The organism is Streptosporangium sp. NPDC000095 (genome assembly GCF_042899335.1).
Classification (GTDB): domain Bacteria; phylum Actinomycetota; class Actinomycetes; order Streptosporangiales; family Streptosporangiaceae; genus Streptosporangium.
The window spans coordinates 256,731-283,470 of the sequence record NZ_JBIAZS010000002.1 but is presented as its reverse complement, the minus strand read 5'-3'; the positions used below and the strand labels follow the sequence as shown (position 1 = coordinate 283,470).

Here is a 26,740-nt window from a genome sequence, read left to right as displayed (position 1 = left end):
ATCCGTGACCGGTATCACGAGCCCTGCACCAGGTTTCTGCGGAGCCATCCCGGTCCGCTTCTCCTTCCCGCGACGGTCGTCACAGAAGTCTGCCGACTCATGGAGAGACGGCAGGAAAGCAAGGCGGAGGCGGAGCCAGGGCGCGTCTCGTGTCATGTACACGGAGTGGTTACTGCGACATCGGCGGCGCCGGGGCCGCGTGTCCGAGGTCGAACGTCTTGCCTTTTAAGGCAGATGGCCGCTTTGAGTGGATAATGTATGAATTGCGAATATCTTCGATTTTTGAGGAATCGAGGGGATCGCATATCCATCATTGTTCTCTGCGGGTGCATAAAGTATTTTCCGGCTATATGCCGTCGTTGGTCAGGGAGAAGTCGTGTCCGAAATCGTGGCTCCCCAGCTCGTCGTCAACAGCCGGATGATCTACTTCGGCTGGGTGCCGGCCGATCCCGAAGCCGTCGCGGTCCTGGTGCCCGATGGGCTGAAGCCCATGGCCAACCGTCAGGTCTTCATGAACCAGTACGTCGTCGACCGGCCTGAGCAGACCTCGGGTTTCGGCGCGTACTCGCTCACCTACATCGGGCCGGACCTGGAGGGCGCCTACGCTCCCGACGGGGTGACCCCCGGCCGCTGGTGGACGCACTACTTCAACTCCAGCGCGGTGGTACGCGAGTACGCGGCCGCCCGAGGCGTGCCCGCCACCATCGGCCGTACCACGATCGAGGTCGAGGGCGGAGAGCTGGTCGCGACGACCGAGTCGGACGGTGTGCCGGTGATCCGTACGACCGCACGGGTCGGCGACACCAGTACGGCGGTCAACCGTGGCCAGTTGCGCTACATCACAGAGGTCGAGGGGCAGCGGCTCAGCGGGATCTATCCGTTTGTGGCGGAACCGGTCGACCCGTTCGAGATCGTGTCACTGGAGTTTCTGGAGCCGAGCCACCCCGTCCACGCTCTCCGCCCCGCCGAGCCGCTGCAGATCGTGTGGGGTTTCTACTCGCCTCGGTCGTCCTTCACCTATCCGGGTGGGGAGTCGGTCATGGCCTGACGTCCGTCGCCGGGTGAAAAGCCGGGTCACGACGGATCGTGGCCGCCGCGGACGAACTGTGGCACCGCGGTTTCGACAAGGGGTCTCCTTCGCTGCCCAAGTCGCATCCTGTCGAGAAAACCGGCGGCGCGGGTGTTGAGCGCCATGGCATTACGTTGGGCTGCCCGGCCGCACCGCTGACAAGGACGACATGGACCGGCTCTGCGGGAAAAGCGTCAAGGTCGTCGGAGTCTGAGGCCCACCGGCCGCCGAGCAGTGCACGGTGGCCGGCACCGGCGTGATCTGCCCCGTTGGCCTGGCTTGACCTGGATCGCCCAAGCCTGCACCCCATCCGGGTGTGGTCGGCAGCACCTTTTCAAGACCCCGGGCGGCCACCGCGGCATCGACGGTACCAACGTCAAGCCAGGTGACCCATCCGGAGGCGCCTGCCAGACGGGCCTGGTTCCGACCGAGGAGTGGTTTCGGCAGATCTCGGTGTACGGCTCGTGCTCGACTCCTGGGCGTGGGCCTCCTGCTGTTCGGCCATGCCGAGGAGCGCGTCAAGAAGGAAGACGCAGGGTGAACGTCGTGCGGACGCCTGGCACGCTGGTGGCCGTGGCCGTGCCGCCGTGCGCCTCGGCCAGGTTGCGCACGATGGCGAGCCCGAGTCCGCTGCCCCCGGTCCGCCGGTTGCGGGACTTCTCGGCTCGCCAGAACCTGTCGAAGACGTGGGGGAGATACTCGGCGCGGATCCCGACCCCCGTGTCGGTCACCTCGATGACGACCCGGTCGCCGTCCTGGCGGGCGCACAGTGTGATGTGCCCGCCGGGTGGCGTGTAGCGCAGGGAGTTGGCGACCAGGTTGCCGACGGCCTGACGGAGCCGTACCGGATCCGCGGTCAGCGAGGGGTCGCCGATGACGGCGGTGGTCAGGGTGAGCCCCGCGGCCTCTGCCCGGCTTCGGTGAGCGGTGGCCACCTGGTCGAGAAGGTCGCCGAGGTGAACGGGTTCGACGTGCAGACGGAGTTTGCCCGCGTCGGCGAGGGCGAGCTCCTGAAGGTCGTCGACGATGTGCTGCAACAGCAGGATCTCCTCGACCAGTGAGGCGATCAGCGCCGGGTCGAGCTCGGCGACGCCGTCCTGGGCCGCCTCCAGCCACCCCCTGAGGTTGCTCAGCGGGGTCCGCAGCTCGTGGGAGACATCGCTGACCATGGCCTTGCGCTGCTCCTCCATGCGCTGAAGGTGTTCCGACATCTCGTTGAACGCCGTGGCGAGCTCGTTGATCTCGCCGGTCGTCCTGACGGTGACGCGGGCGGAGCTGTCCCCGTCACGCATCCGTCGCGCGGCGTGGGTGAGCGCGTTGACGGGCATGACCAGGCGCCGGGCCGCCATGACGCTCACGCCCACGGTCAGCACGAGCACGAGGAGGGCGGCGCCGGCGATCGAGGGGAGCGGGAAGCGCTGGCCGGTGGCCTCGGCGGGGGAGCCGATGTACAGGTAGGCCGCGGGGGCGACGTAGGGATCGAGTTGCTCCTTGCGGGCGGTGACGATGCAGGACGAGATCGTCTGATCGGGTTCCGCGTCAGGAGGCCGCCTCTCCTTGGAAACCCAGGCGAAGTCGAGGCCGACCGAGCCCCGTTCCTTGCTCTTGCCCTTGAGGCACCTGCCGACCAGGTGGTTGAGCTGTTTCAACGCGGCCTTCTCGGTGCGCGTCGGCGCGCTGAAGGGAGTGGCGTCGCAGACGTCCCTCAGCACGGGGAACTCGCGCGGCACCGGGCGCGGCTCCTGATCGGCCTCCATGGCGGTCGTCGTCACGACGGGCCGGCCGGTGTTCGAGACGGTCATCTGTACGGTCTGTCTGACACGGCCGGCACAGATGGCGTAGTTGTCGACGGCCTTGACCAGCCGGGCGCGCTCGGAGGCGGGCAGCAGGAAAGGACCCACCGCGCGTGGATCGATCCGGTCCCTGGCCGCCCCGGGCACCAGGGTCACGTCCACGGCCAGCGGGTCGACGACGGCCGACACCCTGGAGGGCAGTGGGGTCCCGGCGGTCGCCGAGTCCGCGATGAGGGTGCCCTTCTCGGTGGTCAACGCGATGCGACGGCTGTGCCGGGCGGCGAGATCACGTACGGTGACGGCGACGCCCGACCAGTCCGGATGGCGGGAGGCGTAGCCGAGCAGGTTGTTGTTGATCTGGGCGTCGCTGGCCAGCGTCTGCCCCTGCTCGCGCTGGATGGCGCCGGAGGTGCTGCTCGCGGCCAGCCACGCCGTCGCGCTGATCGAGCAGACCGCCACGACGGCCGAACTCGTGAGCAGCCTGACGAACAGCGACCTCATGCGTGGGTCAGCTTGTAGCCGACGCCGTACACGGTCAGCAACCGGACCGGACGGCGCGGATCAGGCTCGATCTTCCTGCGCAGGTTCATCACGTGCACGTCGACCGTGCGTTCGGTGATGAACCTGTCGAAGCCGTGGACACGCTCCAGCAGCTGCTTCCTGGTGAACACCCGTTCCGGCTCGGCGGCCAGCGTCTCGATGATCCGGAACTCCGCGAGCGTACACTCCACCGGCGTGCCCGCCGCGGTGACGGTGTGCCTGATCGGGTCCACGACGAGATCGCCCGCCTGGAACAGCCGCCGGTCGGCGTCCTGGGACTTGCCGGTACGGCGCAGCAGCGTTCGCACGCGGGCCATCAGCTCGCGGGGGCTGTACGGCTTGGCCACGTAGTCGTCGGCGCCGAGGTCGAGCCCCAGCAACAGGTCGTCCTCGGTGGACCTGGCGGTCAGCATCAGGATCGGCAGGTCGGACTCGGCACGTAGCACCCGGCAGACGTCCAGCCCGTCGACCTTCGGCATCATCACGTCGAGCACCACGAGGCCGGGATCCGCCCGCCGGGCCTCGTCGATCGCGGAACGCCCGTCGTGCACGACGAGGACCTCGTGGCCCTCCCGTTCCAGATACCGCCTGAGCAGTTCGGCCTGCTTGGGATCGTCCTCGGCGACCAGTACGTACGCGCACATGGCCTGAGGTTATGCGCATGCCAGGGGTGCATATGGGATCTGCATGACAACCAAACAGGTTTCACACATTCTGCCGCGAGGCTGTGGCGGGTGAGAACCAACCTGCTCGGTACGGCCGCCGCGGCGACCCTCGTCCTCCTGCTGACCGGCTGTGCGGCCGACGCGCGCGGCGCCGTGCGGCATGAGCCTCCGAGCGGTGGCGCGCGGTCGGAGCCGGCGACAGGTGGCCCGCGGTCGGAGTCGGCGAGCGGCGTCGGATCGAAGATCGCGAGCGTCAAGAGGGCTCGGATCACGGTCTACCGGAACAAGGAGGGGGTGGTCCAGCGGACGATCACGAGCCCCAACGACTACGGCGCGACGCGGGTCTTCCTGGTGGACCGTGACGAGGGTGAGTGGATGCGGGTGCTGCTGCCGGTCCGGCCGAACGGCAGCAAGGGCTGGATCAGGGCCACCGACGTGACGCTCGCGGAGACCTCCCACCGGGTGGAGATCGACCGCGGGGCGTTCAGGTTCACGGTCTACGACGGCGACCGGGCCGTCAGGACGGGCAAGGTCGCGACGGGTGAGGCGGGAACGCCGACGCCTCCGGGGCGCTATTTCTTCACCGAGCTGGTGAAACCCGTCGACGACGGCGGGGCCTACGGCGCCTACGCCTTCGGGCTGAGCGGCTTCTCGCCCGTGCTGAAGAGCTTCGCCGGAGGCCCGGGCCAGCTGGCGGTGCACGGGACGAACAAGCAGTCCGCCATCGGCACACGGGCCAGCCACGGCTGCGTCCGGGTCGGCGACGACGACATCAGGTGGATGGCGAAGAACCTGGCGATCGGTACCCCGGTCGTCATCAAGGGCTGAGGCCCGACTCGAATGAACAGGGGAATCCATATGAAGATCAAAGCCACGCTCATCGGCTTCAGCGCGGCGCTGGCTCTGGCCGCGGGCCTCGCGGGCTTTTCCGGTACGGCCGCGGCCGATCCCGGGGAGCCGGCCACCTCGCCCTCCCCGGCCCCGGCCGAGCGCCGGCCCGCGGTCGAGGAGCCGAGGACGGTCCCGAGGGAGGCCGTCGTCGTCAGGCCGGACTACACCGGCTGATCATGGAGCGTCGCCGCGGTTTCCGGGGCCCGCGGCGGTGTCTCCGGTGTTTCTTGGCGCCTGCGGGCTCATGACGGTCCTCTCCTGCCCGCGGTCGCGTCGGCGACCAGGCCATCGCGGGCAGGAGCAGGACTCCGCTCCTCAGAGACGCGACGACCGATGCGGCCGCGGGCGATCAGCCGGCCTTCCCGCCGCGGATATCCGCCGGTCGGCGGCTGTCGGCGGCCGGTTGACGGCACGACCGCGAGAGGGAGAGGCGTGACGTGTGTCGGGGCCGAGGCCTTCGCGTCCCGCCGAGGCGAAGCACCGCCCGGTGGCAGACCGCTTCGCCCTCGCCGACGGTGAGCAGAGGGGTTTTCTGTCGTCGGCTCTTTCTGTCGGCTCGTCCTGGTCGGCGTCCTCGGACAACGTTATCGGTACGGTGATCCGGTGAGGCAGGGGAGGGTCAGGCAGGACGGGCGGTGGGAGTTCCTCCAGATATCCGTTCTGCAGCAGCCAGCTCACCGGAACCTCTTCGCTCGTCTGCGGGGCCTCGGGAATGTACTTGCTGAGCACGTGGTACTGCGTGCCCCAACCCGGCATCTCGAACGCGAGGGAGACCGGGCCCACGTCGACGCGGAATGACTTGAGCACCTTGAACACGTGATAGTTGCACAGGTGTGTGGGATCCAGCGGGTTGGTGTTCAGGTTCCGTGGCGGCAGCGCGCGCCGGGTGAACAGGTCTCCCATCGGCGCCAGAAACGAGCCGCCGTAGCCGCCGAAACGGTCGAGTCTCATGCCGATCTGCAAAAACGTCGTCTTGACCAGCGGCCTGCCGTTGGGATAGTCACCGGAGTTGGCGAATCCGGAGTTGGGCGGGTAGCGATAGTCGTTCACGGTGTAGTTCCAGTAGCGCGAGAGGAAGTGCTGGGGGGTGAGACCGCCCAGTGGCACGTAACCGTGCAGGAGTGCGCCGAGATAGCCGGTCCGTGGCAGGAGTGTCGGTCCGAGGTCCGGGTCTCCGGTCACGTACGGCGGTCCGCAGACCTGCGCCCCGTTCTGCGGGCTCTGGTCATGAGCCACTCTCTCGGCAGACGGCGGTGCGGGTTGGAGATCCGCCAAGGTGATCAGTGGGGTTTTCCGCTGGGCGGGGCTGTCGGCACGCGCGGCCGTATCGCTCATGGCGCAGACCAGCGCGCATATCGCGGTGGCCAGTACGACGCTCCGTCGGTAATGTGGCATGACTTCCCTGCTGGTGTTAAAGGCAGACGGACGAGAATTGACCGACCACAGGCGAGTCGATGAAACGCCGACCCGCGATGTGCGCACCCCGGTCCACCCAGGATTCAGGAAGAACCGGTTCTCTCGGCTTCAAAAGCGAGAGGGTTATCCGAATTAGGGCACGTCGCTACAGGTGTGGTCGTACACGTTGGATCAGTGATTGATTCCTACATTCCCGATGTCGCGTGGATTGCAGTGTCCAAGCCATAAGGGAAGGGCAAAAAATGGGGCGGGAAAGGGTTGGCTCGCCATATGGCAAATATCGGAATATGCGATCTATTACGTGTTGAGTTAGCTATGTGTGCTGTTCGCGGATCTCATCACGATAATGCGGGGAAAATGCGCGGAGGTGTACGCCGACCTTTCGCCGGGTGTCGCCGACACCTCGGTGATCGCGGTGGCCGGCAGACTTGGAGCACCCGAGGTGGCCACGCCCGGTCGCCGTCATCCCGCCCGTCGTTCGGCGATTGCCGGAGAAGAACAGGCGAGTGAGCGGTTTCCGGGCTGCGGGGAGCTCGGTGTGGGCCGAAAGTACGGCCTGCCGGTGGATGATCGGCCGGTTCGGATCGGACCGTCCTACCGATGAGCGTTCGGGGTGCCGGCCGTCACGATCGGATCATGACCGATGAGAGCTCGACGGGACGCCCCCCGTCCGCGCAGTCACCGCGAAGCAGCCGGTCGACGAATGACCGAAACACCGCTGTTCGTGGCCACAACGTCGCCGCGACCTCCCGGCGGCCGGGCTGGCTTCTGCCTACCGCGCTGATCGCGCTCAGTGCCGTTCCGATGATCGCCGGAGCCGTCCGCCTGACCGAGTTGACGGTCGGCGCGGAGATCACGCCGGGAAACGCGCGGTTCTTCGCGGCACCTCTGCCCGTGGTGCTGCACATTTTCAGTGTCAGCGTGTACAGCGTTCTGGGAGCTTTCCAGTTCGCCCCCCGTTTCCGCGGCCGTAGGCCGGGCTGGCACCGCATCGCCGGGCGGGTCCTGGTTCTCTGCGGCCTCGTCGCGGCGCTTTCCGGCCTGTGGATGAACCTGTTCTATCCCCGCCCCGTCGGTGACGGTGATCTTCTCGCCGGCATCCGGCTCGTGTTCGGCTCCGCCATGGTCGTGGCCATCGTTCTCGGGTTCGCCGCGATCCGGCGGCGGGACATCGCCCGACACCGCGCCTGGATGATGCGTGGTTATGCGATCGGCCTGGGGGCGGGCACGCAGGCGTTGACCCACCTGCCGTGGTTCCTGATTTTCGGGACGCCCGACGAGTTTCCCAGAGCACTGCTCGTGGCCGCGGGGTGGGTGATCAACCTCACCGTGGCCGAATGGTTCATCCGCAGGCGGCCGATCGGTCGGAGTCGCGTCCTGGCGGGTCGTACCTCCGTGGGCGGCCTCGCCGACCGGTGAGGGCGACAGCGGTGCCTGAACCCTTGAGCACCCCTGACCGCCCTTGGGTGCGCCGCACGATTCATGTCGGCGGCGCGCCCGGCCGGACCGCGCTCTCTAGGCGCTCCACGCCACCACCGCCGCGGCGGGCGGGGCGGGGGCCTCGCACAGCACCCGCCAGGTGCCGCAGTGGCAGGACTGGTAGCGCACCAGCCCTTCGCTGGTGCGGTGGTGGGAGCGGGTGTGCCAGTCATGTCCTTCGTGGTCGTTCATGGGTCCAGCGTGCTGTAATGGCATTGTGCATCTCAACCCTTACGGAGCGGACGCGGTCCTGCTGATGGCGGACCTGGTCAACGTGCCGCCCGCATCCCTCGACGACCTGGTGAAACGGTGCGCGGACGCCGGCCTCGTCATCGACCGCTCCCCGGAGGAGGCGGACCTGGCCGCCGCGCTCAACCTGTCGGAGCAGTGGTGCGAGATCGTCGACACCCGCGACGAGCGCGCACGGGTCGCGCTGCTCAACGACCTGCTGGCCACCTCGGCGGCGTATCCCCGTGTCACCGACCACGCCGGGACCGGCTGGCACCTGCACTATCGCGACACGGGCCTGTCGCTCGGCGGTGTACTGCGCGCCCTGGTCGCGGTGGGCACCGCCCTGCATCTGACGGGGCGCGGCATGTCACGGCTGGCGCGCTGCGCACGCGACGGCTGCGGGCTGGTCTACGCGGACGTCTCGCGGAGCGGCCGGCAACGCTACTGCTCGCCGCGCTGCGCCAACCGCGACGCGGTGCGGCGGCACCGGGCCAGGCACGTCCCCTCTTCTACGGCTTCTACGGCGCATCGACGGTGAACCTCCGCTGAGCCTCGGGAGCGTCCGGCAGATCGGCGATCTGGCGCAGCGGCGGTCCGAGGCGTCGCAGGCCGCGGATGCGTTCTGACCGTGACAGCTCGGCGACGCCGTACCGGCGATAACCGGTGGTGCGGTTACCGGCCTGGCTCCGTTCGAGTCTCCGGCCGACCGGACGTCGAGGTCTCCGGTCGGCCCGGCCTACGGTGAGGTGTGGACCCGCGGGTCGAGCCGGATCGCGGCTCTTCGCGCTCTCCTTCGGTGCCGCTTCAGGGCCGCGTCCGCACGCCGCGCAGGTACGTCTCGATCCGGTCGAGTGCTCCCGGCAGGACCTCTCCCACGAAGAAGTCGCGCATCTCGGGCGTCGGGAATCCGGTCTGCGTCACGGTGAAGAGCGTTCCGTCCTCGTGCTCCTCGAACGTGATCTCGATCGTGGTGGTCATGGTCATGCCGTCCGGGCTGGAGCCGACGGACTCGGTGACCAGGCGATGCGGGCGGTCGACGACCAGGAAGGTCTGCGTCTCTCGGAACAGGGTTTCGCGGTCAGGCCCCCACACCGCGGTCTGCCGGCCTCCGACGCGCAGGTCGACGTCGATCTCGACGATGCCGGGTTCCTCGTTGAGGATGTTGAACCAGATCTTCTGCTTCTCGGCGTCGGTGTAGGCGTCGAAGACCTCCTCCGGCTTCGCGGGCAGGACACGGCTCAGGTGAAGCCGATCGGTCTCGATGTTCTGGGTCATTGGTCGTCTTCCTTCGTGAGGGTGAAGTAGGCGTCGAGGCCGTCGAGCCGACGTTCCCAGAGCCGCTGGTAGAACCTGATCCAGGACATGGCGTCCTCCAGTCGTTCGGTGCCGAGGCGACACTGCCGCGATCGCCCGACCTTCTCCGTGGTGACCAGTCCGGCGTTCTCCAGGACGTGCACGTGCTTCTTCATGCCGGTGAGCGACATGTCGAACGGTGCGGCCAGCTCGCCGATCGTGGCGGGCCCCTGGCCGAGCCGGATGAGGATCTGTCGTCGCGTGGCATCTGCGAGGGCCGCGAACGTGCGGTCAAGGACCTCTTGCTGAACCATGTGGTTCACTATAGCTCAGTGAACCACATGGTTCAATGATTGGCCCGGAGTGCTCCCCGGTCGGTTACCGCGTCGCCACGTGGTCGCGGGCCGTCGTCACGTGCTGACGGTTTTCGGGGGACATCGCGTCCCTCTATGGGGTTGCGGGCCTTCGCCATATACTGACGATTTTTCAGCGGATGTTGTGCTCCTGCTGTTTCCCCACGAGGTTCCGAGGACCTGACGTATGGCGAACTCGACGACCACTCGGCAATCACCGAATCCTGAGCAGGTCGACGCGCACTCGGTCGCCTCGCGTTCGATCGCCGAGCGCGTTCGTGCGCTGGGCCAGAACCGGATCGGGGCGCTGCTCCTGCTGCTCGCGACCTTCGCCGCGATCATCTGGGCGAACGCCTCTCCCGGCTCACACGACGCCTTCTGGGACACGCACCTCACCATCGGTGTCGGCGATCTTCATCTCGACTTCACCCTGCACGCGCTCGTGAACGACGCGCTCATGGCGATCTTCTTCTTCACCGTCGGGCTCGAAGTGCGCCGCGAGTTCGCGATCGGTGAGCTCACCAGCTGGTCCCGGGCGGTCGTGCCGGTGGCCGCGGCCGTCGCGGGGCTCGCGATCCCTGCGCTGTTGTTCGTGCTGATCGCCGCGGGGTCGGGACACGAGTACGCGTGGGGCGTCGTGATCTCGACCGATACCGCGTTCCTGGTGGGCGCCCTCGCTCTGATCGGCCCGCGGATACCGGGCAGGCTGAGGGTCTTCCTCCTCGCCCTCGCGGTGGTCGACGACATCGGCGCGCTCAGCATCATCGCGATCATGTACACCGAGAACCTCGACCCCCTCCCGCTGATCGTTGCGGCGGCCGGGCTCGCGGGCGTCTACTTCACGCGGTACCTGCGCGGCGGGCGCGGTCCGGTGTACGGCACGCTGGCGATCATCGTCTGGCTGGCGTTCCTCGCCTCGGGCGTGCACCCCACCCTGGCGGGCGTCGCCATCGCCCTTCTCGTACCGGTCTACCGGCCCGATCGACGGGACGTCGAGCACGCTCTCGACCTCGCGCGGGTGTTCCGTCAGTCACCGAACACCGCGTACGCCCGCGCGGCGGCGAACAGCCTGCGGGAGTCGATCTCGATCAACGAACGGCTCCAGTCGGCGTATGCCCCGTACGTCGCCTACGTCATCCTGCCCCTGTTCGCGTTGGCGAACGTCGGCGTCGAGATCAGTCGGGAAAACCTCGCCGCCGCGCTTGGATCGCCCCTGACCTGGGGAATCGTGGCCGGCCTCGTGGCGGGCAAGTTCGTCGGCGTCTTCGGCTCCACCGCGATCCTTCGCGTCCTGCGACTGGGAGAGCTCGGACCCGGGCTGACGCTCGACCGCGTCGCGGGCGGGGCCGCGCTGTGCGGCATCGGCTTCACGATCTCGCTGTTCATCGTCGACCTCGCGATCGACGACCCGGCGGCACAGAACGAGGCGCGCGTCGGGGTGCTCGCGGCATCCGTCATCGCCCTCCTCATCGCGACGGTGATCTTCCGTATCTCCGACGCCCTGCGCCCGGGACCCGACTCCGAGGCGGCGCTCGCCCGCCCGGTCGATCCGAGGCGGGACCACGTCTTCGGACCGGTGGACGCGCCCTACACCATCGTCGAGTACGGCGACTTCCAGTGCGGCTTCTGCCTCAAGGCCTCCGGTTCCATCCTGGAGGTGCACGAGGTCCTCGGCGACGAACTCCGATACGTCTGGCGCCACGCGCCACTCACGCAGTATCACCCGAACGCTCTCGCGGGCGCCGAGGCGGCCGAGGCCGCGGCGCTTCAGGGCAGGTTCTTCGAGTTCGAGCGCGGCCTGTTCGCGGACCAGGAGAATCAGCGGCCGTCCGACATCATCCGCCTCGCGCGCGGCCTCGGACTCGACATGGAGAGGTTCGAACGAGACCTCACGGCACCGGAGGTCACCGGCAGGGTCCGCGACGACATGCTGGACGCCGAGGCGATGGGCATCACGGCGGTGCCGACGCTCTTCGTCAACGGTCGTCGGCACGTCGGCCCCTACGACGCGCAGTCCCTCATCCGCGCGCTGGAGAAGTCGCGCGGGGACGCCGAGCCCGCCCTGCCGGAGGCGGTCGACGCTCTCGCGCCCGCCGCCCCTGGCCTGGCCGTTACGGTCCCCGCGGCGGGGGCGGCCGAGCCGGGTGCGGAGGCCGTGTCGGACTCGACCGACGCCCCCGCGCGGGAGGCGGACCGGTCTCCTGATCGCCCGGAGACGACCTGACGGCACGAGAGGGGGACACCTCTCATGTGAGCGTCGCCCCTGGTCCGCGTGCCCGACGCCGGACACGCGGACCACGGGCGACGCTCAGGGAAGCGGCCATCCGTACGCTGGAGGAGGCGACCGCGGTCCACGCCGGAAACGGGATGGTCGGCTACGCGCCGCGCATGATCCACCGAGGGGGAGAGGGGATTTCCATGGCGGAGGAACTGTCGAATCTGACGGGCCTGCTGTACGAGATCGGGCTGCTCAAGCGTTACCGGCGCACGGGCTGGCTGGTCGCGGGGGTACGGGACCCCGAGAGCATCGCCGACCACTCCTTCAGGACGGCGATCATCGCGAGTGTGATCACGGCGTTGGAAGGCGGGAACCCCGAGCGTGCGGCGTTCATGAGCCTCTTCCACGACACGCAGGAGACCCGCATCACCGACATCCCCTATCTCGGCAAGCTGTACCTGAAGGCGACGCCGAACGAGGAGGTCACCGCCGACCAGGTACGCGGGGTTCCCGGGCCGGTGGCGGAGATGGTGAGCGGCGCGGTCGGCGAGTACGAGGAGAAGGCCAGTCTCGAAGCGGTCTGCGCCCGTGACGCCGACAAGCTCGAATGCCTGATCCAGGCGATCGAGTACCGCGAGCAGGGCCACCAGAACGTCCAGCCGTGGATCGACAGCTCACTCGCCGCCCTGAAGACGACGTCGGCGAAGCGCCTCGCGGACGAGGCGCTTCGCACGGGGTCGCTGGAATGGGTGAAACGCGTCCTGAACGGAGGCTGAGACACCTCGCGGTTACGGCTTGACCGGCTCCCGGTCGGTCCACTCGGCCTTGACGATCGCGTTCCAGTGGACGGCGGTGCCCGGCTTCGCCCAGCCGTAGGTTCCGGTCGGGGCGACGGCGACGAACCGGTCCGTGAGCAGGATGCCGGTCCGCGGGTCGACGACGAGCTGGCGCTCGAACTCGCCGGTGGGCCACTTCTCGGTACGGGCGATGCCCTCGCCCCTGCGGTCCAGCGCGTCGGTCACCTCACCCAGCGACCGCACGCCGTCCAGCCCGGCGAGCACCTGATAGGCCGCGGCCCGGACGGCGGGCTTGACGGGCATGTCGCTCAACAGGCCCGCGGTCACCTGGAAGAGCCAGGAGTCGGCGTCCTGCGGGTCGCCCGTGGATTCGGTGCCGTGCCCCCGGTACCCCTTGAGCAGGTACGCCTTCAGCTCGGCCGCGGTCGTGGGCAGATCTTGGAGCTCGGCCATCGAGACGTTCTCGCCGGCCAGGTCGGCGACCTTGTCGCCGTCGTTGATCGCGTTGCCGAAGGGCTTGCCGCCCTTGGCCTCGATGATCAGCTGTTCCTTGGTGTCGGCGTTCTTGTTCACGCTCACCGTCCACGTGGACGGCGAGCCGTCCCGCTTCCAGGCCTCCTCCGAGCCGGACGCGGGCTTGGTGCCGAGGTTCTGGGACACCCACCAGCTTTCCCGCTCGGGCGAGCGGGCGATCCACGTCCGGCTGCGGCCCAGGCTGTCCACCGTGTACCGCGTCCTGGTGCCCACCTGCTGGGCGTCGCCGCTCACCTTCTCGACGTACCAGTAGGCCCCGCTGCCCTGGGGGGCCTTGAGCGACGACTCGGCCGCGACGAGGAGGAGCTGCCTGGCCGACAGCCGCGCCACCGGCTCCGACGAGTGCGTCGTCGGCTGCCGGTCCGTGGCGATCGGGGAGCCCGGAGGCGGTGTGGTGCCGCCGGTCGTGGCGATCGTCACGGCCGCGGCGGTGGCGGCGGCCACGCCCGCCAGACCGAGCGCCCACCCCGGCCTGGGGATACCGGCCTTGCGGGTGCGCCCCGTCCTGGGCTGTGACATGGCGTAGGAGAGCTCGGCGGCACGGGTGTGCTCGTCGGCCGGGGTGTCGAGATGTGCCGGGCGGGCCGCCCGCAGCTGGTCCGTCGGGTTCAAGACCACTCCTCACTGAGATTGCGCACCCGGGGCCGGGGGCGGATCGCCGATGCCGACTTCATCGCGTGGACCAGCCGCTTGCGGGCCCGATGGAGCCGTACGCGGAAGGTCGCGGCGGAACAGCCGATGACGCGTGCCGCGTCGCGCGGCGTGAGTCCCTGCCAGGCCACCAGGATCAGCAGCTCGCGTTCGTCCTGGTTCAACGAGGCGAGCGCGGTCATGACGGCGAGGCGTTCGGCGACCTGGTCGGCGTGGTCCTCCTCGGTCCACGCGCGCAGCTCGCGGGCGAGCGACTCGCGCCGGATCTCGGCGCGGACGTTGTCGCGAAGCACGTTGCGTGCCACGCCCAGCAGCCATGGCAGGGCGGGCTCGGGCATGTCGTCGAACCGCCGCCAGGCGATCGCGAACGTCTCGCTCACCACCTCGTCGGCGATCTGCCTGCCCGCCTGGCTGACCACGTAGGCCCAGACCTGTTGTCGGCATTCGTCATACATCGTGGTGAACCGCTGTGACTCGTCCGTCACCGCCTGGCCCCCCTTCGTCCCGGATGATTGCTTCGACACCGGGAAGTGGGCCGGGATCCTCAGATGTTACAAACGACTCAAAATCCCCTTTTAGCTGGAAGTCGCGGGGACCCTTCGGCGCCGTGTGCGGCGGCACCTACATCCAGGCGGGTGCCTCCGGGGCGGCAGAGGGTTCGGCAGGGTCCGGTGTGCGTCGGAAACGCGGTGACCATGTCACCATTCGTCACCATCCACCGCTGTCCGTCGGCGCCGCGCGGTGCCTGACCGGCGAACCGTTAGTCTGAGATCGTGACACCCGGTGCTGAGCGGGAGACGACGTTGCGCGCGGACGCCGCGCGCAACCGCGCACGGGTGTTGCGGGTCGCGAGGGAGCAGCTGGCCGCGGGCGACGACTCGCTCATGCTGAACACCATCGCCCGGCTCGCGGGGGTGGGCGTCGGGACCGTGTACCGGCATTTCCCCAACCGGCACGCGCTGCTGGAAGCACTGCTCGCCGAGCGCTTTCAGCAGTTCGTCGACGAGGCGCAGGTCGCGGCGGCCGACGAGGACGCGCGTGCCGGTCTGCACCGTCTCCTGCGTTTCGCTCTCGAACACGCGTTGAACGACGCCGGGTTCGCGGCGGTGCTCGGATCCGCCAGCGACGCCGACGTGCGGACCTCGGCGATGAAGGCCGAGCTCGACCGGGCCGTCGCGGAACTGCTCGACCGTGCCCGCGACGCGGGGGTCGTCCGGCATGACGTCGAGGCGGACGACATCCGCCGCCTGCTCTGCGGGGTGGAGCACGCGGTTCGCTCCGGTGACGATGACGCCAGGCACGCGCGGCTCTATCTCGACGTTCTCCTTGAGGGGCTGCGTCCCCCGCCGCGTTGAGGGGCCGAAAGGCTGCCCTTCGTGTTGAGGGGCCGAAAGGTCGCCTCCCGTGTTGAGGAGGCGAAAGGCTGCTTCCGTGTTGAGGGACCGAATGGCCGCCTACCGCGCCGACTTCGAGTGCCGGCCTGGCTTGCCGACGGTGTCCGGGACATCTGAGGGGCCGATCCCCGCGCCGGCGGCGGTCCGGAGCCGTTGAAAGCTCGCCTCCGGTGGCGGCGGTCGGGAAATCCAGGTACGGAGATACACCGCCGCATGTCCGTTCCCTCTAATCGGATAGTCATCCGTTTGTGCTACGGTACGAACCAGGAAACGGATGACTATCCGGTAAGGATCGGCGGGTGGAAGGCGGAGCCATGGAGAAACGGGCTGTGGTGACGGCGGGGACCGGGGGGATCGGCCTGGAGACCGCGATGGGGCTCGCGGCGATCGGTTACGAGGTGACCGTGGTGGGGCGGAACGCCGAGCGGGGCGCCCGCGCGGTCGAGCGGATCGACGCGGTGGCGACCGGTCCGGCGGCGAGATTCGTCGCCGCGGATCTCGCCTCGCTCGACGCCGTACGAGTGCTCGCGGCCGGCCTCGCCGAGGAAGGGCCGCTGAAGGTTCTGGTCAACAACGTCGGGGCGATGTTCGCCGACCGGCGACAGACGGTGGACGGGATCGAGGCGTCGTTCGCCGTGAACCACCTCTCGCCGTACCTGCTGACCGAGCTGCTGCTGGAGCCGCTCCGTGCCGGCGGGCCGAGTCGGATCGTGAACATCACCTCGGGATCGATCCGGACGGCCAAGCGCTCCTTCGATGCCATCGAGCCCCCGGGCGGCTACTACGGCTTCCACTGGTACGGCCGGGCGAAGCTCGCCAACCTCGCCTACACCCTGGATCTGGCGGAACGGCTGCGCGGCACCGGAATCTCGGTCTTCGCGGCCGATCCGGGTGGCGCGGCCACCGACATGACCGACGGCACCATGCGGTCGCCCAAAATCGTCTCGCCGGGGCTGCGGCTGCTCTGGCCGCTGGTCCGGCGAGTCTTCGAACGCGCCACGTCCGGTCCCGCGTCGGTGGCGGCACGGCCGTCGATCCTGGCCGCGGCCGACGCCTCGCTCGACGGGCGGACCGGCCTCGTCATCGGGTCGAAGGCCCGGCCCGTCACCCCCTTCGCCCCCGCCGCCGACCCGCGAACGGCGAAGGCCGTCCTCAGGCTCAGCCGGCAGGCGGCCCCGCTCGCTCCACCCGCCGACGTGATCGCATGAGATGAACCACCGACGGCGGTACGCGAACCGAAACCCGGGCGGTTCCGGCCGGTGGCCGGCCTCCCGCGCCGCTCGGGAACAGGAGGATCGTTCCGATCGCTCGCGGGAGGTGGTCATCGTGCGTGTGGCGGGTCGGGTGTCTCAAGAGGTTCGGGTGTCTCAGAGCGTGATGATGACCTTTCCCGGGGCGTGCCCCTCCTCCTGGTATCGGACGGCCGTCTGGGTGTCCTTGAACGGGTAGCCCCGATCGATGACCGGGGTGACCTTCCCCGCCTCGATGAGCTCGGTCAGCGTGATCAGGTTCTGCCTGTTCCCCACGCCCCGGGTCGCGTCCACGATGGCCGCCCTCTGGGACACGAACGGCGAGACCGCGAGTGCGGTGAACATGTGACTCATCGGCCGCAGCCACCGGCCGGACCGCCCGCCGATGAGGACGTAGGCCCCCTTGGGAGTCAGCGCCCGCCGGCACGCCGAGACCGAGTGGCCCCCCGCGATGTCCAGCAGGAGGTCGTAGCGCTTTCCACTCCGGGTGAAGTCCTCCTTGGAGTAGTCGATGACCTCGTCCGCGCCGAGCGACCGGACCAGGTCCATCTTCCTGGTGCTGCAGACGCCGGTGACCTCCGCGCCGAGCGCCCGGGCGATCTGCACGGCGAACGTCCCCACGCCTCCCGAGGCCCCGTTGATGAGGACCTTCTGTCCCGGTTGCAGCCGTCCCTCGTCGCGCAGGCCCAGCAGCGCGCTGATGCCCGCCATCGGTACCGCCGCCGCCTGCTCGTACGACAGGTTCTGAGGTTTCGGCGCGAGCGCGGCCTGTCCGACGCACACGTACTCGGCGAGGCCACCCTGCTTGAGCAGTGCGAACACCTCGTCGCCGGGGCGGAAGCCCGTCACGTTCCTGCCGACGGCCTCGACCTGCCCGGCCATGTCGGCGCCCAGAATGTCGATCTTCGGCTTGCGCAGCCCGAGGAGGCCGCCGCCCATCAGGCGCGCGGCATACGGCTCGCCTCTCATGATGTGCCAGTCGTAGGGCTGGACGGAGGTGGCGCGCACCCGGACGAGCACCTCGTCGTCGCCGGGAACGGGCATGTCGACGTCCGTCAGGTCGAGGACATCGGGTGAGCCGTACGAGCGCAGAACAAAAGCCTTCAACGCATTCTCCTCATCCATCGCGGGTGGGTGCGGATCCGCCGGGGAGCGCCGTACTCGTGGACCGATGTCGTGTCCGGCATCGGGTGAGGCGGAGGCGCCTGCCGGGTGGCATCGAGCGTGTCCCGTGCCACGAAAATCAATGTAGGAGGGCTCCGCGAGGAGCTCATCGGGCGAAAGTACGCCCGATCGATGGATGATCGGCCAGGTGTTTCCGGCCTTTTTCGCGCTGCCGCGCCGAGGGGCCCGTCACCGCGGCGGGATCAGCTCTTGACGCGCCTGGTCTCGTAGGCCCACATCGCGATCTCGACGCGGTTGCGGGCGCCGAGCTTGGCCATCAGGCTGGCGATGTGCGTCTTGACGGTGCTGAGCGAGATGTGGAACTCGTCGGCGATCTCGTTGTTGGTCCGCCCCCGCGCCACGGCGACGAGGATCTGCTCCTCCCGGTCCGTGAGCGCCTCGACGGGTTGCGACACCGGTGAGGTGGGCCCGGTCTCGGCGAAGGCGCCGAGCAGCCGAGCGGTGATGCTCGGGGCGATGAGCGCGTCGCCGTTCGCGGCGGCGTGGATGGCCTGGGTGAGTAGGACGGTGCCCGCGTCCTTGAGCAGGAAACCCCGCGCGCCGGCCCTCAGCGCGGCGTAGACGTATTCGTCGAGGTCGAACGTGGTGATGACGACGACGGCGAGCGGGTCCTCGACGGTCGGCCCCGCGAGAAGGCGAGTGGCCTGGATGCCGTCGAGACCGGGCATGCGAATGTCGAACAGGCACACGTCGGGGCGCAGGCGCCGCGCGAGTTCGACGGCTCGCCGCCCGTCGGCGGCCTCGCCGACGACGTCGATGTCCGGCTGGGCGTCGAGAATCATCGAGAGTCCGGTACGGACGATCTCCTGGTCGTCGGCGACGAGCACCCGGATGCTCATGTGGCCGACCCGGTGCGAGGCAGCACGGCGGTGACGGTCCAGCCCCGGTTGGAGTTCGGGCCCGCCTCACAGGTACCGCCGAGCAGGTCGGCGCGTTCGATCATGCCGATGAGTCCGTACCCCGGTGCTCCGGGCGGGCGGATGGAACCGGTCTCGCCGTCGTCGCTCACCCGCAGGTGCACCGACGTGTCGTCGGCGGTGACGCGGACCGCGACGTAGGTGGCGTGCCGGGCGTGCCGCCGGGCGTTGGTCACCGCCTCCTGGGCGAGGCGGTAGATCGCGGCCTCGACCGACGGGGGGAGGTCACCGAGGTCGTCCGGGATCTCCACCTCGACGGACAGGTCGGACGAGTCCTCGCTCGCGAGGTGCCGGAGATCGGTGATGCGCCGACCGGGTGCCAGGTCGGCGGGTTCGTCCCTGCGCAGGACACGGACCATCGCGCGCATCTCGGCGAGGGCGCGCGACGCCTCGGCCTCGATCAGTTGCAGCGCCTCGGTCGCGGCGTTCGGCCGCGCCGCCGAGGTGGCGATGCCCGCCTGGGCGCGGATCGCCATCGCCGAGACGTGATGGGCGACGGTGTCGTGCAGGTCGCGGGCGAGTTGCTCGCGTTCGAGCAGCTTGACCTGGTCGAGCTCGCGCGCCCGCGCTCGCGACCGGTAGCGGAGCGTCCCGCCCAGCGCGACGGCGGAGAACACGACGGCGAACCCGGCGATCGCGTCGGCGGGGGCGAGGCGGCCGAAGACGATCGAGAGCCCGACCGCGACGAGGACGATCGCCAACCCGATCGTGACCTCGCGTCCGGACCCCCAGCGGACCAGCGCGTACACCACGATCAGGAGGTACGCCATCGTGTTCGTCTCCGCGGAGACGCCGCCGGTCAGCAGGGGGGCCAGGCTCGTGGTGCCGAAGACGATCGCGACCACCAGCAGCGGTCTGGTCCGGCGCCACAACAGCGTCGGGACCAGCCCGATGGTGACCGCCACCGAGAGGACCCGCGACGGAAGATCCGGTCGCAACGCTCCTTCGAGCAGTGCGATCGGCACGAGCAGTCCCACCAGCGCCCAGTCCCGCCACACCCGCGCCGGCGGGTCGGGGGGACGGGGCTCATCCCACACGGATCGCACAAGGGGGAGCACCCCATCATGGTACGAGAGGTCGTACCGATCTGAATCGGCCCAAAGTACGAGAGACGCGTTCACCGAAAGTTCGGTGTTCCGGCGGTCTGGTGGTCCGACGCTTCCGTGTTCCGACGCTTTCGTGTTTCGAAGATTCGAAGGTTCGGCGTTTCAGAGGTCAGCGGTTCGGAGGGATGGCGGTTCGGTTCTCCGAGGGGGCAGCGGTTCGGAGGGGTGGCGGTCCGGCCGCCACCCCTCCGAAGGTGTTTTCCCGACTCCCTCGACGGGTTCGTCACCGCATGACCTCGTGAGAGGTCTGCGCCCGCCTCTGGGACGGGATGGTGCCGAGCGCACCGTTTTCCACGGGGAGTGTCTCGACCGCCGACGCCCGCCGACGGCGGCCGGCGCGCGGGATCGCGGCGATGAACAGCGCGCCCAGCAGGGCGGGCAGGACGAACCCGTAGAAGTTCCACTCGAATCCGAGCCCGGAACCCAGCAGCCAGCCGCCCAGGAGCGGTCCGGCGATCGCACCGGCCCTGCCCACCCCGAGCGTCCAGCCGAGGGCCGAGCCCCTGCCCGCGGCCGGGTAGAAGATCGCGACGTAGCCGTTGACCAGGATCTGGGTCCCCACGCTGCCGAGTCCCGCGACGGCGACGCAGAGCATCAGCAGGCCGGTGCCGAGGTCGAAGCTCATCAGGTAGATGGACACGGTGGCGGCGAGGAAGGCGCAGACCGTGATGGTCTTGGCCCCGATCCTGTCGGCGAGGACGGACATCACGATGGTGCCGACGATCGCTCCGATGTTCAGGACGAGCAGGAATCGCAGTGAGGGGCCGAGGGGATAACCGGCCTGGCGCATGATCTGCGGCAACCAGGTGTTGAGACCGTAGACCAGCAGCAGGCCGCAGAAGCTGGCCGCACCGAAGAGCAGGGTGGCGGCGAGGTAGCCCCGCCGGAACGGCAGTGTGAAGCCCTTCCTGTCGCGCGGCTCGCCGGGCTCACCGTGACCGTTGCCGAGGTCGAGCCCGTAGCGGGCGGCCACCGCCTCGGCCTCCGCCCGGCGTCCCCGCGCGAGCAGGTAGCTCGCCGACTCGGGAAGCAGCCAGATCGCGAGCGGCAGGATCAGCACGATGGGCGCGGCTCCGACCAGGAACATCACCCGCCAGCCGTGTTCGGCGAGAAGCGCCATCGCCACCAGCGCGGTCAGGCAGCCGCCCACCGGATAACCACAGAACATGAGCGCGTTGTAGAGATTGCGTCGGTTTCTCGGGGCGTATTCGACGGTCAGGGCGATCGTCGTCGGTACGACGCCGCCGAGACCGAGACCCGCGACGAAGCGGAAAAGGCCGAGGAGTTCGGGGGACGACGCCGTGGAACAGAGTGCCATCGCGACGGAGAACCACGCGATGCTGACGAGGATTATCTTGCGCCGTCCGACGACGTCGGTGATCATTCCTGCGACGACCGCGCCGATCAGCATTCCGATCAGCGCGTAACTGCCGATCGCCCCGGCCTGCGCCGGAGTGAGTGCCCATTCCTGGTTGCCGAGCAGGCTGGGAACGACCGACCCGTAGACGATCAGGTCGTAGCCGTCGAAGACGATGGTGAAGAAGCAGATGGCGACGACGGCGAGCCCGCTCCTGGGGCGCGCGGGCGACGAACGCTCGGTCGTGTGCATTGTTCACTCCGGGACGTGAGGCTCGGATATGGGCGTTGTGGCGAAATTACAACGCGTGCACGACGACGGTCCAATAAAACTTGACACCGAAAACGATAAGGGTGTTTTAATTCTTGGCTTTCACTGTCTTTCTGTGTGTGAAAGGTGTGATCGGCTGTAATTGATATATGAATACTGGGTCGATCGTAAGTTCTGGGACTTTTGAGAGGGCCGGAAGGCGAGTCGTCCCTACCGGAGCGGCGGGATCTCCGGAAAATCTCACCACTTGTGATCGTCCTGGTGTGTCGAGGGCCGGTCGAACGCGGCCTGTCCGCCCGATGGCGGCCGGTCAGCGCCCGCGTTCCCGTCCGGCGGCGCCCGCTCGCCCTCCGCGTCCCCCGGCGAGGCCCGCTCCGGTGCGGGAGAGGGGGCGCTGCCCGGCCGCGCCGTCAGTCCTCGCCGGCGGGCACGGCGAGAAGCCGGACGTGCAGGGGAGGCGCGCCGAAGGCCTCGGGGTGGAGGCTGTCGTGGCGCGGCCATGCCTGCCGTGCCGTCCGCACCCGCCGCACCCGGCCGCACCTGTGGAGACGGCTGTACGCCGCTCCCCGGTGACCCGGTTCCTGTCTGCGGCGAAAAGAAATGAGTCGTGTGCCCTGGAAGGTTCCAATCGGCGGAAACCGGCCGAGGTAAGTGGTATAAGTATTAATAAATCACTTATCAATAGCGATTCTGGTATACGGGATACTTGTGGTGGTATGAGAGCTTTCGTATTGTCCGTGGCGGCCATTGGCACCCTGATCGCCGTCATCGGCTGGATGGGTGCCATCGACATCCGAGACACCTTCTCCGCCTCGGCCGTGAGCCCCGCCGCGAGTGACAAGCAGGAGATCAGGAGCTTCACGGAGGCGGGCGGGGGCGTGAGCGGCGCCTCCACGCCGGTGGACAGCGGGCTGAGCACCGCTTTCACCGCGACGGACAAGCGGGTGGTCAAGACCTCCGTGACGAAGGTCGGCGGCAAGTCCTACCTCAGGGTGCAGGTGACGAACGGGTACGGCGCCGCGAGGCGGTTCTCCGTGAAACAACGGGTCTGCCTGAAGAAGAAGTGCCGGACGGTGACGACCGCCCTGTCGGTGAACGCCGGGCGGACGGCCTGGCAGGAGACGTATCTCGGTGTCGGCACCTACAAGAAAAGCGGCACCTTCTCCGTCTCCGCGACGAAGCCGAAGCCGACGAAGTCCACCCCCGCGCCCCGGGTGACCGTCACCGTGGGACCCACGCCCCCCGCCGTGACCACCACGATCACGGTGACCGAGACCGTGACCACCACGGTGACCGCGACTGTCACCGCCACCGCCACAGCCACCGCCACAGTGACGGCCACCGCCACGGTGACCGCCACACCGACGCCCCCTCCATGGCCGACACCCACCCCCACGGTGCCGCCCACAGTGCCGCCCACCGTGGGGCCGACCGGCCCGCTCTGCGACGCGCCCCCCAACACCTACGGGTTCACGTTCTGCCCGACGGGAAACCGGGTGTATCCGCCGGCGGACGGCGCCTGCGAGGTTTTCCGGTGCATCGAGAACTTTCCCAACGGGACGGGCTATCTGGTCATGTGCAAGGACGGCATGGTGAGCATGTCGGGCGGGCTCAACGGAGTCTGCTCCTATCACGACGGGTGGCAGCGGGACATCTACCGCACCACCGCCTGACACACTTCGCGATCTTCGGCAGGCAAATTCGCACGAAGACGGCCACCACGCGATCGTTCAGAGTTCGTGACGACACTCGAATATCGCGTGATGGCCGTGAACGAACAGCACAGGCCTGACGGCTGGATGGTCGCTGTTCAGACGCGGGGCACGACGTGCCCGAAACGGAACATCCGGGTCGGGTCGTAGCGGTCCTTGAGTGCGGCCAGTCTGCGCAGCGTCGGCTCCGGCCACGCGCGGGACAGATCGGCGGGCGCGAGCGCCGACCCGTGGAAGTTGAGCTGCGTCCCGCCGGTCTGCCAGGGAGCGAGGGCGTCGAGCACGGCACCGCCCACGGCGGGGACGACGGTGTCCAGCAGTTCCGGTACGGGAGCGCCGATCACCAGCAGGGAGAAGGCCGCGTCCCGCCCGCCCACGGCGTTCGGGAGGTGCGGCTCGCGGCCCAGCGCCCCGCCGAGGTGGCGCAGTTCCACGACGGCGAGGGGCACGTCGGCCGCCGGGCCCGCCACCGCGAGGAGCGCCTCCAGGGTCTCCTCACCGAGCTCGCGCAGGAGGGCGCCGCGATCCCAGGCCGGCATCGGGTCGACCGGGTCCCGGTGGACGGAGTCGATCGCGCCGAACGGCATCTGCCCGATCTCGCCGAAGATCGGTTCGGCGACGGCCCGCATCGGGGCGAGAAGGGCCTCCGCCTCCTGGGCGTCGCCGAGGTGGACGAAGCGCAGGTGGGTCACGAAACGCCCGCGCAGCGGCGGCGGGAGCTGGGGCAGCGGAGGCAGGCGCAGCATCGCCACCGAGGTGGTCGTGGTCTCCGGCAGCGTGCCGGTCCAGGTCCGGTAGGCGTGCAGGACGGCCGGGGTGTCCTCGGCGTCGAAGTAGAGGCAGCCTCCGTACAGGGTCGACACGGGGAACAGGTCGACGACCATGGAGGTGACCACGCCGAGGCTGCCCTTGCCGCCGCGCAGCCCCCAGAACAGGTCGGGCTCGGTGTTCTGGTCCGTCATCCGGATCGTGCCGTCCGAGGTCACGACGGTGATCTCCCGTACGTGGTCGGCGGCGAAGCCGAAGGTCCGTGACATGGGGCCGATGCCGCCGCCCAGCGTGTAGCCCACCGCTCCGACACCCGACGACGAGCCGCTCAGGGGTGCCAGGCCGTGCGGGGTCGCCTGCTCGATGACGTCGGCCCAGCGGGAGCCGGCGTCGATCCGTGCGCTGCGGCCGGAAGGATCGACGGTGACCTCGCGCATCCTGGAGGTGTTGATCAGCAGTGCCCCGTCGGCCGCCTGGACCGCGCCGTGGCCGGTGGCCTGTACGGCGACGGGAAGGGAGTGGGCCGCCGCGAAGCGGATCGCCGCCGCGACGTCCTCCGCGCCGGTGGCGCCCACGACGAGGGCGGGCCGGTGCGGGACCGCGGTGTTGAATCCGGCGATCTCCTCGTCGTAGCCGTCCTGCCCAGGGGTCAGGACAGGGCCGGCGATCTGGTGGCGCAGGGTCTCCAGCCCTCCGCCGAGGTCTTCCGCCGGGGGAAAGACGGTGGTCATGAGCGTTCTCCAGTGCTTCGTGGTGCGGGTGGGGAGTGTGCGAGGTCGCCGGGTGCCGATCGGACGGCCCCTCATTTCTCGCATCCGGCACTTGGAGATGACTGTATTACCGCTGGTATCGCGACCGCTCGGGGAGTTCGGGGGGACGAGACGGTCGTGTTCCGGCTTGGCGGCGGGCGCTCGGGGCGCTCGATCCGTGGGCGACGGAGGGCGGGTCAGGCACCCGGCCGAGGCGTTCCTCGACGAGGCTCCGGAGCACGCCGAGCGGGTGAAGAAGATCCACCGGCGCCCTGGGCCGTGGCGCCTGGAACGCCGCGGTGCCGTGCCGGCCGAGAAGATCCGTGTGAGCCGATCTCCCGCCGGGTCCCCGCGCCGGTGGTCCCCCCTCGGTGTCGCCCGTCGTGTTCAGTGGTCCTTTTTCCGCTTGGCGGGAGTCTTCTGATCCGCCTCGTCGGCCAGCTGATCCTCCACGATGGCGCACCAGCGATGCCATCGCGCTAGATCGAGATGCTCCTCCACATCGCCCACCCCCGCCTCTGCCATGAGCTGGTGGCTGCTCGCCGCCGCCTCGTGGGCGTTGACCAGTGCGTGGTGACCGTGATTGGCGAGTGATTCGCTAACAGCCAGGTTCACGGCTATCTCTCCCATTGTCTTCGGTCGGTTGGAAAGTTCGTCGCCGAGCCCCTTCCCGGTGAAGTCGCGGCTCTCCGAATCGTCGCTCATAGCTGCTGAGTGCCCCACACGCCCTAGATCTATCTGCGACCTCCCATCCGATGTGGACGATTTCCGTACGCGGGAGCCGTGCGCCGGGTCCGGAGGGTCCCAAGCCCAGGACGCGATTCGCTTACGGGCGGGTTGCAGTTGGCCGGAGAGGGCCTTCTCACCAAGATCTTTAAAATAGCCTCGGCTCAACCGGCATAAGGATCGTGGGGGATGACGACGCGGCTTGATCTCTCGGTTCGCAGGCACGAGGGCGCCTCGGTGACCGTGCTCGCCGGTGAGCTGGACAAGCTGTCCAGTCCGCGGCTTCGCGATGTCCTGGTCACGCAGCTGGACGACGGGGTGGGGAACCTGATCCTCGATGTCACCGCTCTGAGATTCTGCGACTCCACCGGGCTGTGGACCATGTTGGAGGTCCAGCGGCGCGCGAGTGCGGCGGGGGGCTGCCTACGGCTGGCCGGTGTTCACGGGATTCTGGAACGGATCCTGACGGTCACCGGCCTCACGAGCGCGTTCTCCCTCGACCCCGACGTCCCCGCGTCACTGCGGGCCGTCACCCCGGAGGCCCCGGAGGCTACACCGTCCGTGACTCCGGCGGTCCCGGACGCGGAGGCTCCCCGATCCGGGGCCCCGTCCGCCCAGGGCGCGGAGCCCTCACCGTCCGCCCCGGACGCGGAGCCCTCCTCCGACCCAGGCTGAGACGAGGCCCTTCAGGGCGGCGGTACGGCCGGCCGCGGTGAAGGCCGTCCCGTCGTCCACGAAACCGCTCTCACCGGATCTGTTTCTCCTGCCCGGCCCACCCCGGCCGCACGGTGCCGCTCCCCCTCCCCCGGATTCGGTGTCCGCGCACTTCACGGGCCGGTCAACGGGTACTACCCTGCACGGATGACGGAAGTGGAGTTGCGCGGATGGCGGCCCGACGACATGCCGGTCGTGCTCGACGCGTTCGGCTCTCCGGACATGGCGGATCAGGCGGCCCGGCCCATCGACACCGCGCAGGCGGCGCTGGAGTGGATGGGGCTGTGGGGGTTTCGCGATGACGCGCGGGCGTTCGCCGTGGTCTCCAACGGCGAGGTCGTGGGAAACGTCGCGGTGAGCAACATCGACGCGCACGGCACCGGCTGGGTCTCCTACTGGACGCTTCCGCGCGCCAGGGGACGGGGGGTCGCCGTGGCCGCCACCAGGAAGATGACCGAGTGGGCGTTCGGGGAGCGTGGCCTGTTCCGCCTGGAGCTGGCACACCGGGTCGGTAACACCGCCTCCTGCGCGGTGGCGACCAGGGCCGGATTCCTGTCCGAGGGTGTCGAGCGGGCCAAGATCAGCTACGAGGGTGTCCGCTACGACGTGGAGCGGCACGCCCGCCTGGCCACCGACTGACCGATCGAGCGGCGGCACTCGGG

The 26,740-nt window shown here is 69.0% G+C and carries 26 protein-coding genes; 12 read left to right on the top strand and 14 right to left on the bottom strand.

From position 1 onward, the window contains the following. Positions 1-376: 376 nt before the first annotated feature. A complete protein-coding gene (locus tag ACFY3V_RS06640; protein ID WP_389770717.1) occupies positions 377-1,048 on the top strand; it encodes a hypothetical protein in 672 nt (223 codons plus the stop codon). 539 nt (positions 1,049-1,587) lie between these two features. On the opposite strand, the gene ACFY3V_RS06635 is transcribed toward ACFY3V_RS06640, so the two are convergent. Next, on the bottom strand, positions 1,588-3,363 hold the full coding sequence (locus ACFY3V_RS06635) for a sensor histidine kinase (RefSeq protein ID WP_389770714.1): 1,776 nt from the start codon (positions 3,361-3,363) through the stop codon (positions 1,588-1,590). Next, on the bottom strand, positions 3,360-4,046 hold the full coding sequence (locus tag ACFY3V_RS06630; RefSeq protein WP_362896805.1) for a response regulator transcription factor: 687 nt from the start codon (positions 4,044-4,046) through the stop codon (positions 3,360-3,362). The genes ACFY3V_RS06635 and ACFY3V_RS06630 overlap by 4 nt, the downstream gene beginning before the upstream one ends. Positions 4,047-4,136: 90 nt before the next feature. On the opposite strand from ACFY3V_RS06630, the gene ACFY3V_RS06625 reads away from it, so the two are divergent. Both ACFY3V_RS06625 and ACFY3V_RS06620 read left to right on the top strand, forming a co-directional pair. After that, the gene (locus ACFY3V_RS06625; RefSeq protein WP_389770711.1) at positions 4,137-4,895 is read left to right on the top strand and encodes a L,D-transpeptidase; all 759 of its coding nucleotides are present in this window, start codon (positions 4,137-4,139) and stop codon (positions 4,893-4,895) included. A 30-nt stretch (positions 4,896-4,925) separates the two neighbouring features. Further along, positions 4,926-5,132, top strand: coding sequence for a hypothetical protein (locus ACFY3V_RS06620; protein WP_389770708.1), 207 nt, complete (start codon positions 4,926-4,928; stop codon positions 5,130-5,132). A 141-nt stretch (positions 5,133-5,273) separates the two neighbouring features. Here the strand turns inward: ACFY3V_RS06620 and ACFY3V_RS06615 are convergent, their stop codons facing one another. Beyond that, on the bottom strand, positions 5,274-6,353 hold the full coding sequence (locus ACFY3V_RS06615; RefSeq protein WP_362896803.1) for a TNT domain-containing protein: 1,080 nt from the start codon (positions 6,351-6,353) through the stop codon (positions 5,274-5,276). 657 nt (positions 6,354-7,010) lie between these two features. Between ACFY3V_RS06615 and ACFY3V_RS06610 the strand changes: the two genes are divergently transcribed. Further along, entirely contained in the window at positions 7,011-7,793 is a 783-nt protein-coding gene (locus ACFY3V_RS06610; RefSeq protein ID WP_362896802.1) for a DUF2306 domain-containing protein, read from the top strand. 96 nt (positions 7,794-7,889) lie between these two features. Here ACFY3V_RS06610 and ACFY3V_RS06605 read toward each other — a convergent pair whose 3' ends face one another. Further along, positions 7,890-8,045, bottom strand: a complete 156-nt coding sequence (locus ACFY3V_RS06605; protein WP_362896801.1) for a hypothetical protein — start codon at positions 8,043-8,045, stop codon at positions 7,890-7,892. 25 nt (positions 8,046-8,070) lie between these two features. Between ACFY3V_RS06605 and ACFY3V_RS06600 the strand changes: the two genes are divergently transcribed. Then, positions 8,071-8,622, top strand: a complete 552-nt coding sequence (locus ACFY3V_RS06600) for a CGNR zinc finger domain-containing protein (RefSeq protein ID WP_362896800.1) — start codon at positions 8,071-8,073, stop codon at positions 8,620-8,622. Positions 8,623-8,888: 266 nt separating this feature from the next. Here ACFY3V_RS06600 and ACFY3V_RS06595 read toward each other — a convergent pair whose 3' ends face one another. Together ACFY3V_RS06595 and ACFY3V_RS06590 are read right to left on the bottom strand one after the other, a co-directional pair. Continuing rightward, positions 8,889-9,359 (bottom strand): SRPBCC domain-containing protein, encoded by a 471-nt coding sequence (locus ACFY3V_RS06595; protein ID WP_350942675.1) that lies wholly within the window; start codon positions 9,357-9,359, stop codon positions 8,889-8,891. Next, positions 9,356-9,691 (bottom strand): metalloregulator ArsR/SmtB family transcription factor, encoded by a 336-nt coding sequence (locus ACFY3V_RS06590; protein WP_350942677.1) that lies wholly within the window; start codon positions 9,689-9,691, stop codon positions 9,356-9,358. The genes ACFY3V_RS06595 and ACFY3V_RS06590 overlap by 4 nt, the downstream gene beginning before the upstream one ends. Before the next feature lie 226 nt (positions 9,692-9,917). Here ACFY3V_RS06590 and nhaA point away from each other — a divergent pair, with 226 nt between their 5' ends. Together nhaA and ACFY3V_RS06580 are read left to right on the top strand one after the other, a co-directional pair. Beyond that, positions 9,918-11,954 (top strand): Na+/H+ antiporter NhaA, encoded by a 2,037-nt coding sequence (nhaA, locus tag ACFY3V_RS06585; RefSeq protein WP_389770700.1) that lies wholly within the window; start codon positions 9,918-9,920, stop codon positions 11,952-11,954. 194 nt (positions 11,955-12,148) lie between these two features. Then, on the top strand, positions 12,149-12,724 hold the full coding sequence (locus ACFY3V_RS06580) for an HD domain-containing protein (RefSeq protein ID WP_350942680.1): 576 nt from the start codon (positions 12,149-12,151) through the stop codon (positions 12,722-12,724). Positions 12,725-12,736: 12 nt separating this feature from the next. Here the strand turns inward: ACFY3V_RS06580 and ACFY3V_RS06575 are convergent, their stop codons facing one another. Next, entirely contained in the window at positions 12,737-13,891 is a 1,155-nt protein-coding gene (locus tag ACFY3V_RS06575; protein WP_362896798.1) for a CU044_5270 family protein, read from the bottom strand. After that, on the bottom strand, positions 13,888-14,415 hold the full coding sequence (locus tag ACFY3V_RS06570) for a sigma-70 family RNA polymerase sigma factor (protein WP_362896797.1): 528 nt from the start codon (positions 14,413-14,415) through the stop codon (positions 13,888-13,890). The genes ACFY3V_RS06575 and ACFY3V_RS06570 overlap by 4 nt, the downstream gene beginning before the upstream one ends. Positions 14,416-14,703: 288 nt before the next feature. Between ACFY3V_RS06570 and ACFY3V_RS06565 the strand changes: the two genes are divergently transcribed. Next, positions 14,704-15,285: a TetR family transcriptional regulator gene (locus tag ACFY3V_RS06565; RefSeq protein WP_362896796.1), complete on the top strand. Its 582-nt coding sequence runs from the start codon at positions 14,704-14,706 to the stop codon at positions 15,283-15,285. A 353-nt stretch (positions 15,286-15,638) separates the two neighbouring features. After that, the gene (locus tag ACFY3V_RS06560) at positions 15,639-16,532 is read left to right on the top strand and encodes an SDR family NAD(P)-dependent oxidoreductase (protein ID WP_389770695.1); all 894 of its coding nucleotides are present in this window, start codon (positions 15,639-15,641) and stop codon (positions 16,530-16,532) included. Between the two features lie 159 nt (positions 16,533-16,691). On the opposite strand, the gene ACFY3V_RS06555 is transcribed toward ACFY3V_RS06560, so the two are convergent. From ACFY3V_RS06555 to ACFY3V_RS06540, 4 genes are all read right to left on the bottom strand, one after another. Continuing rightward, entirely contained in the window at positions 16,692-17,681 is a 990-nt protein-coding gene (locus ACFY3V_RS06555) for an NAD(P)-dependent alcohol dehydrogenase (RefSeq protein ID WP_362896794.1), read from the bottom strand. Positions 17,682-17,941: 260 nt separating this feature from the next. Continuing rightward, positions 17,942-18,598 (bottom strand): response regulator, encoded by a 657-nt coding sequence (locus ACFY3V_RS06550; RefSeq protein ID WP_389770692.1) that lies wholly within the window; start codon positions 18,596-18,598, stop codon positions 17,942-17,944. Next, positions 18,595-19,734 (bottom strand): sensor histidine kinase, encoded by a 1,140-nt coding sequence (locus ACFY3V_RS06545; protein ID WP_362896792.1) that lies wholly within the window; start codon positions 19,732-19,734, stop codon positions 18,595-18,597. The genes ACFY3V_RS06550 and ACFY3V_RS06545 overlap by 4 nt, the downstream gene beginning before the upstream one ends. 271 nt (positions 19,735-20,005) lie before the next feature. Then, complete coding sequence (locus ACFY3V_RS06540) at positions 20,006-21,391, bottom strand: aromatic acid/H+ symport family MFS transporter (protein WP_362896791.1); 1,386 nt, start codon at positions 21,389-21,391, stop codon at positions 20,006-20,008. 755 nt (positions 21,392-22,146) lie between these two features. Between ACFY3V_RS06540 and ACFY3V_RS06535 the strand changes: the two genes are divergently transcribed. Beyond that, complete coding sequence (locus ACFY3V_RS06535; RefSeq protein ID WP_362896790.1) at positions 22,147-23,082, top strand: hypothetical protein; 936 nt, start codon at positions 22,147-22,149, stop codon at positions 23,080-23,082. Between the two features lie 137 nt (positions 23,083-23,219). Here the strand turns inward: ACFY3V_RS06535 and ACFY3V_RS06530 are convergent, their stop codons facing one another. Together ACFY3V_RS06530 and ACFY3V_RS06525 are read right to left on the bottom strand one after the other, a co-directional pair. After that, positions 23,220-24,620: an FAD-binding oxidoreductase gene (locus ACFY3V_RS06530; protein WP_389770687.1), complete on the bottom strand. Its 1,401-nt coding sequence runs from the start codon at positions 24,618-24,620 to the stop codon at positions 23,220-23,222. Positions 24,621-25,025: 405 nt separating this feature from the next. After that, a complete protein-coding gene (locus ACFY3V_RS06525) occupies positions 25,026-25,343 on the bottom strand; it encodes a hypothetical protein (RefSeq protein ID WP_362896788.1) in 318 nt (105 codons plus the stop codon). Between the two features lie 210 nt (positions 25,344-25,553). Here ACFY3V_RS06525 and ACFY3V_RS06520 point away from each other — a divergent pair, with 210 nt between their 5' ends. Together ACFY3V_RS06520 and ACFY3V_RS06515 are read left to right on the top strand one after the other, a co-directional pair. Next, positions 25,554-26,039: an STAS domain-containing protein gene (locus ACFY3V_RS06520; RefSeq protein ID WP_389770684.1), complete on the top strand. Its 486-nt coding sequence runs from the start codon at positions 25,554-25,556 to the stop codon at positions 26,037-26,039. A 186-nt stretch (positions 26,040-26,225) separates the two neighbouring features. After that, the gene (locus tag ACFY3V_RS06515) at positions 26,226-26,717 is read left to right on the top strand and encodes a GNAT family protein (protein WP_350942701.1); all 492 of its coding nucleotides are present in this window, start codon (positions 26,226-26,228) and stop codon (positions 26,715-26,717) included. The last annotated feature ends 23 nt before the right edge of the window (positions 26,718-26,740 follow it).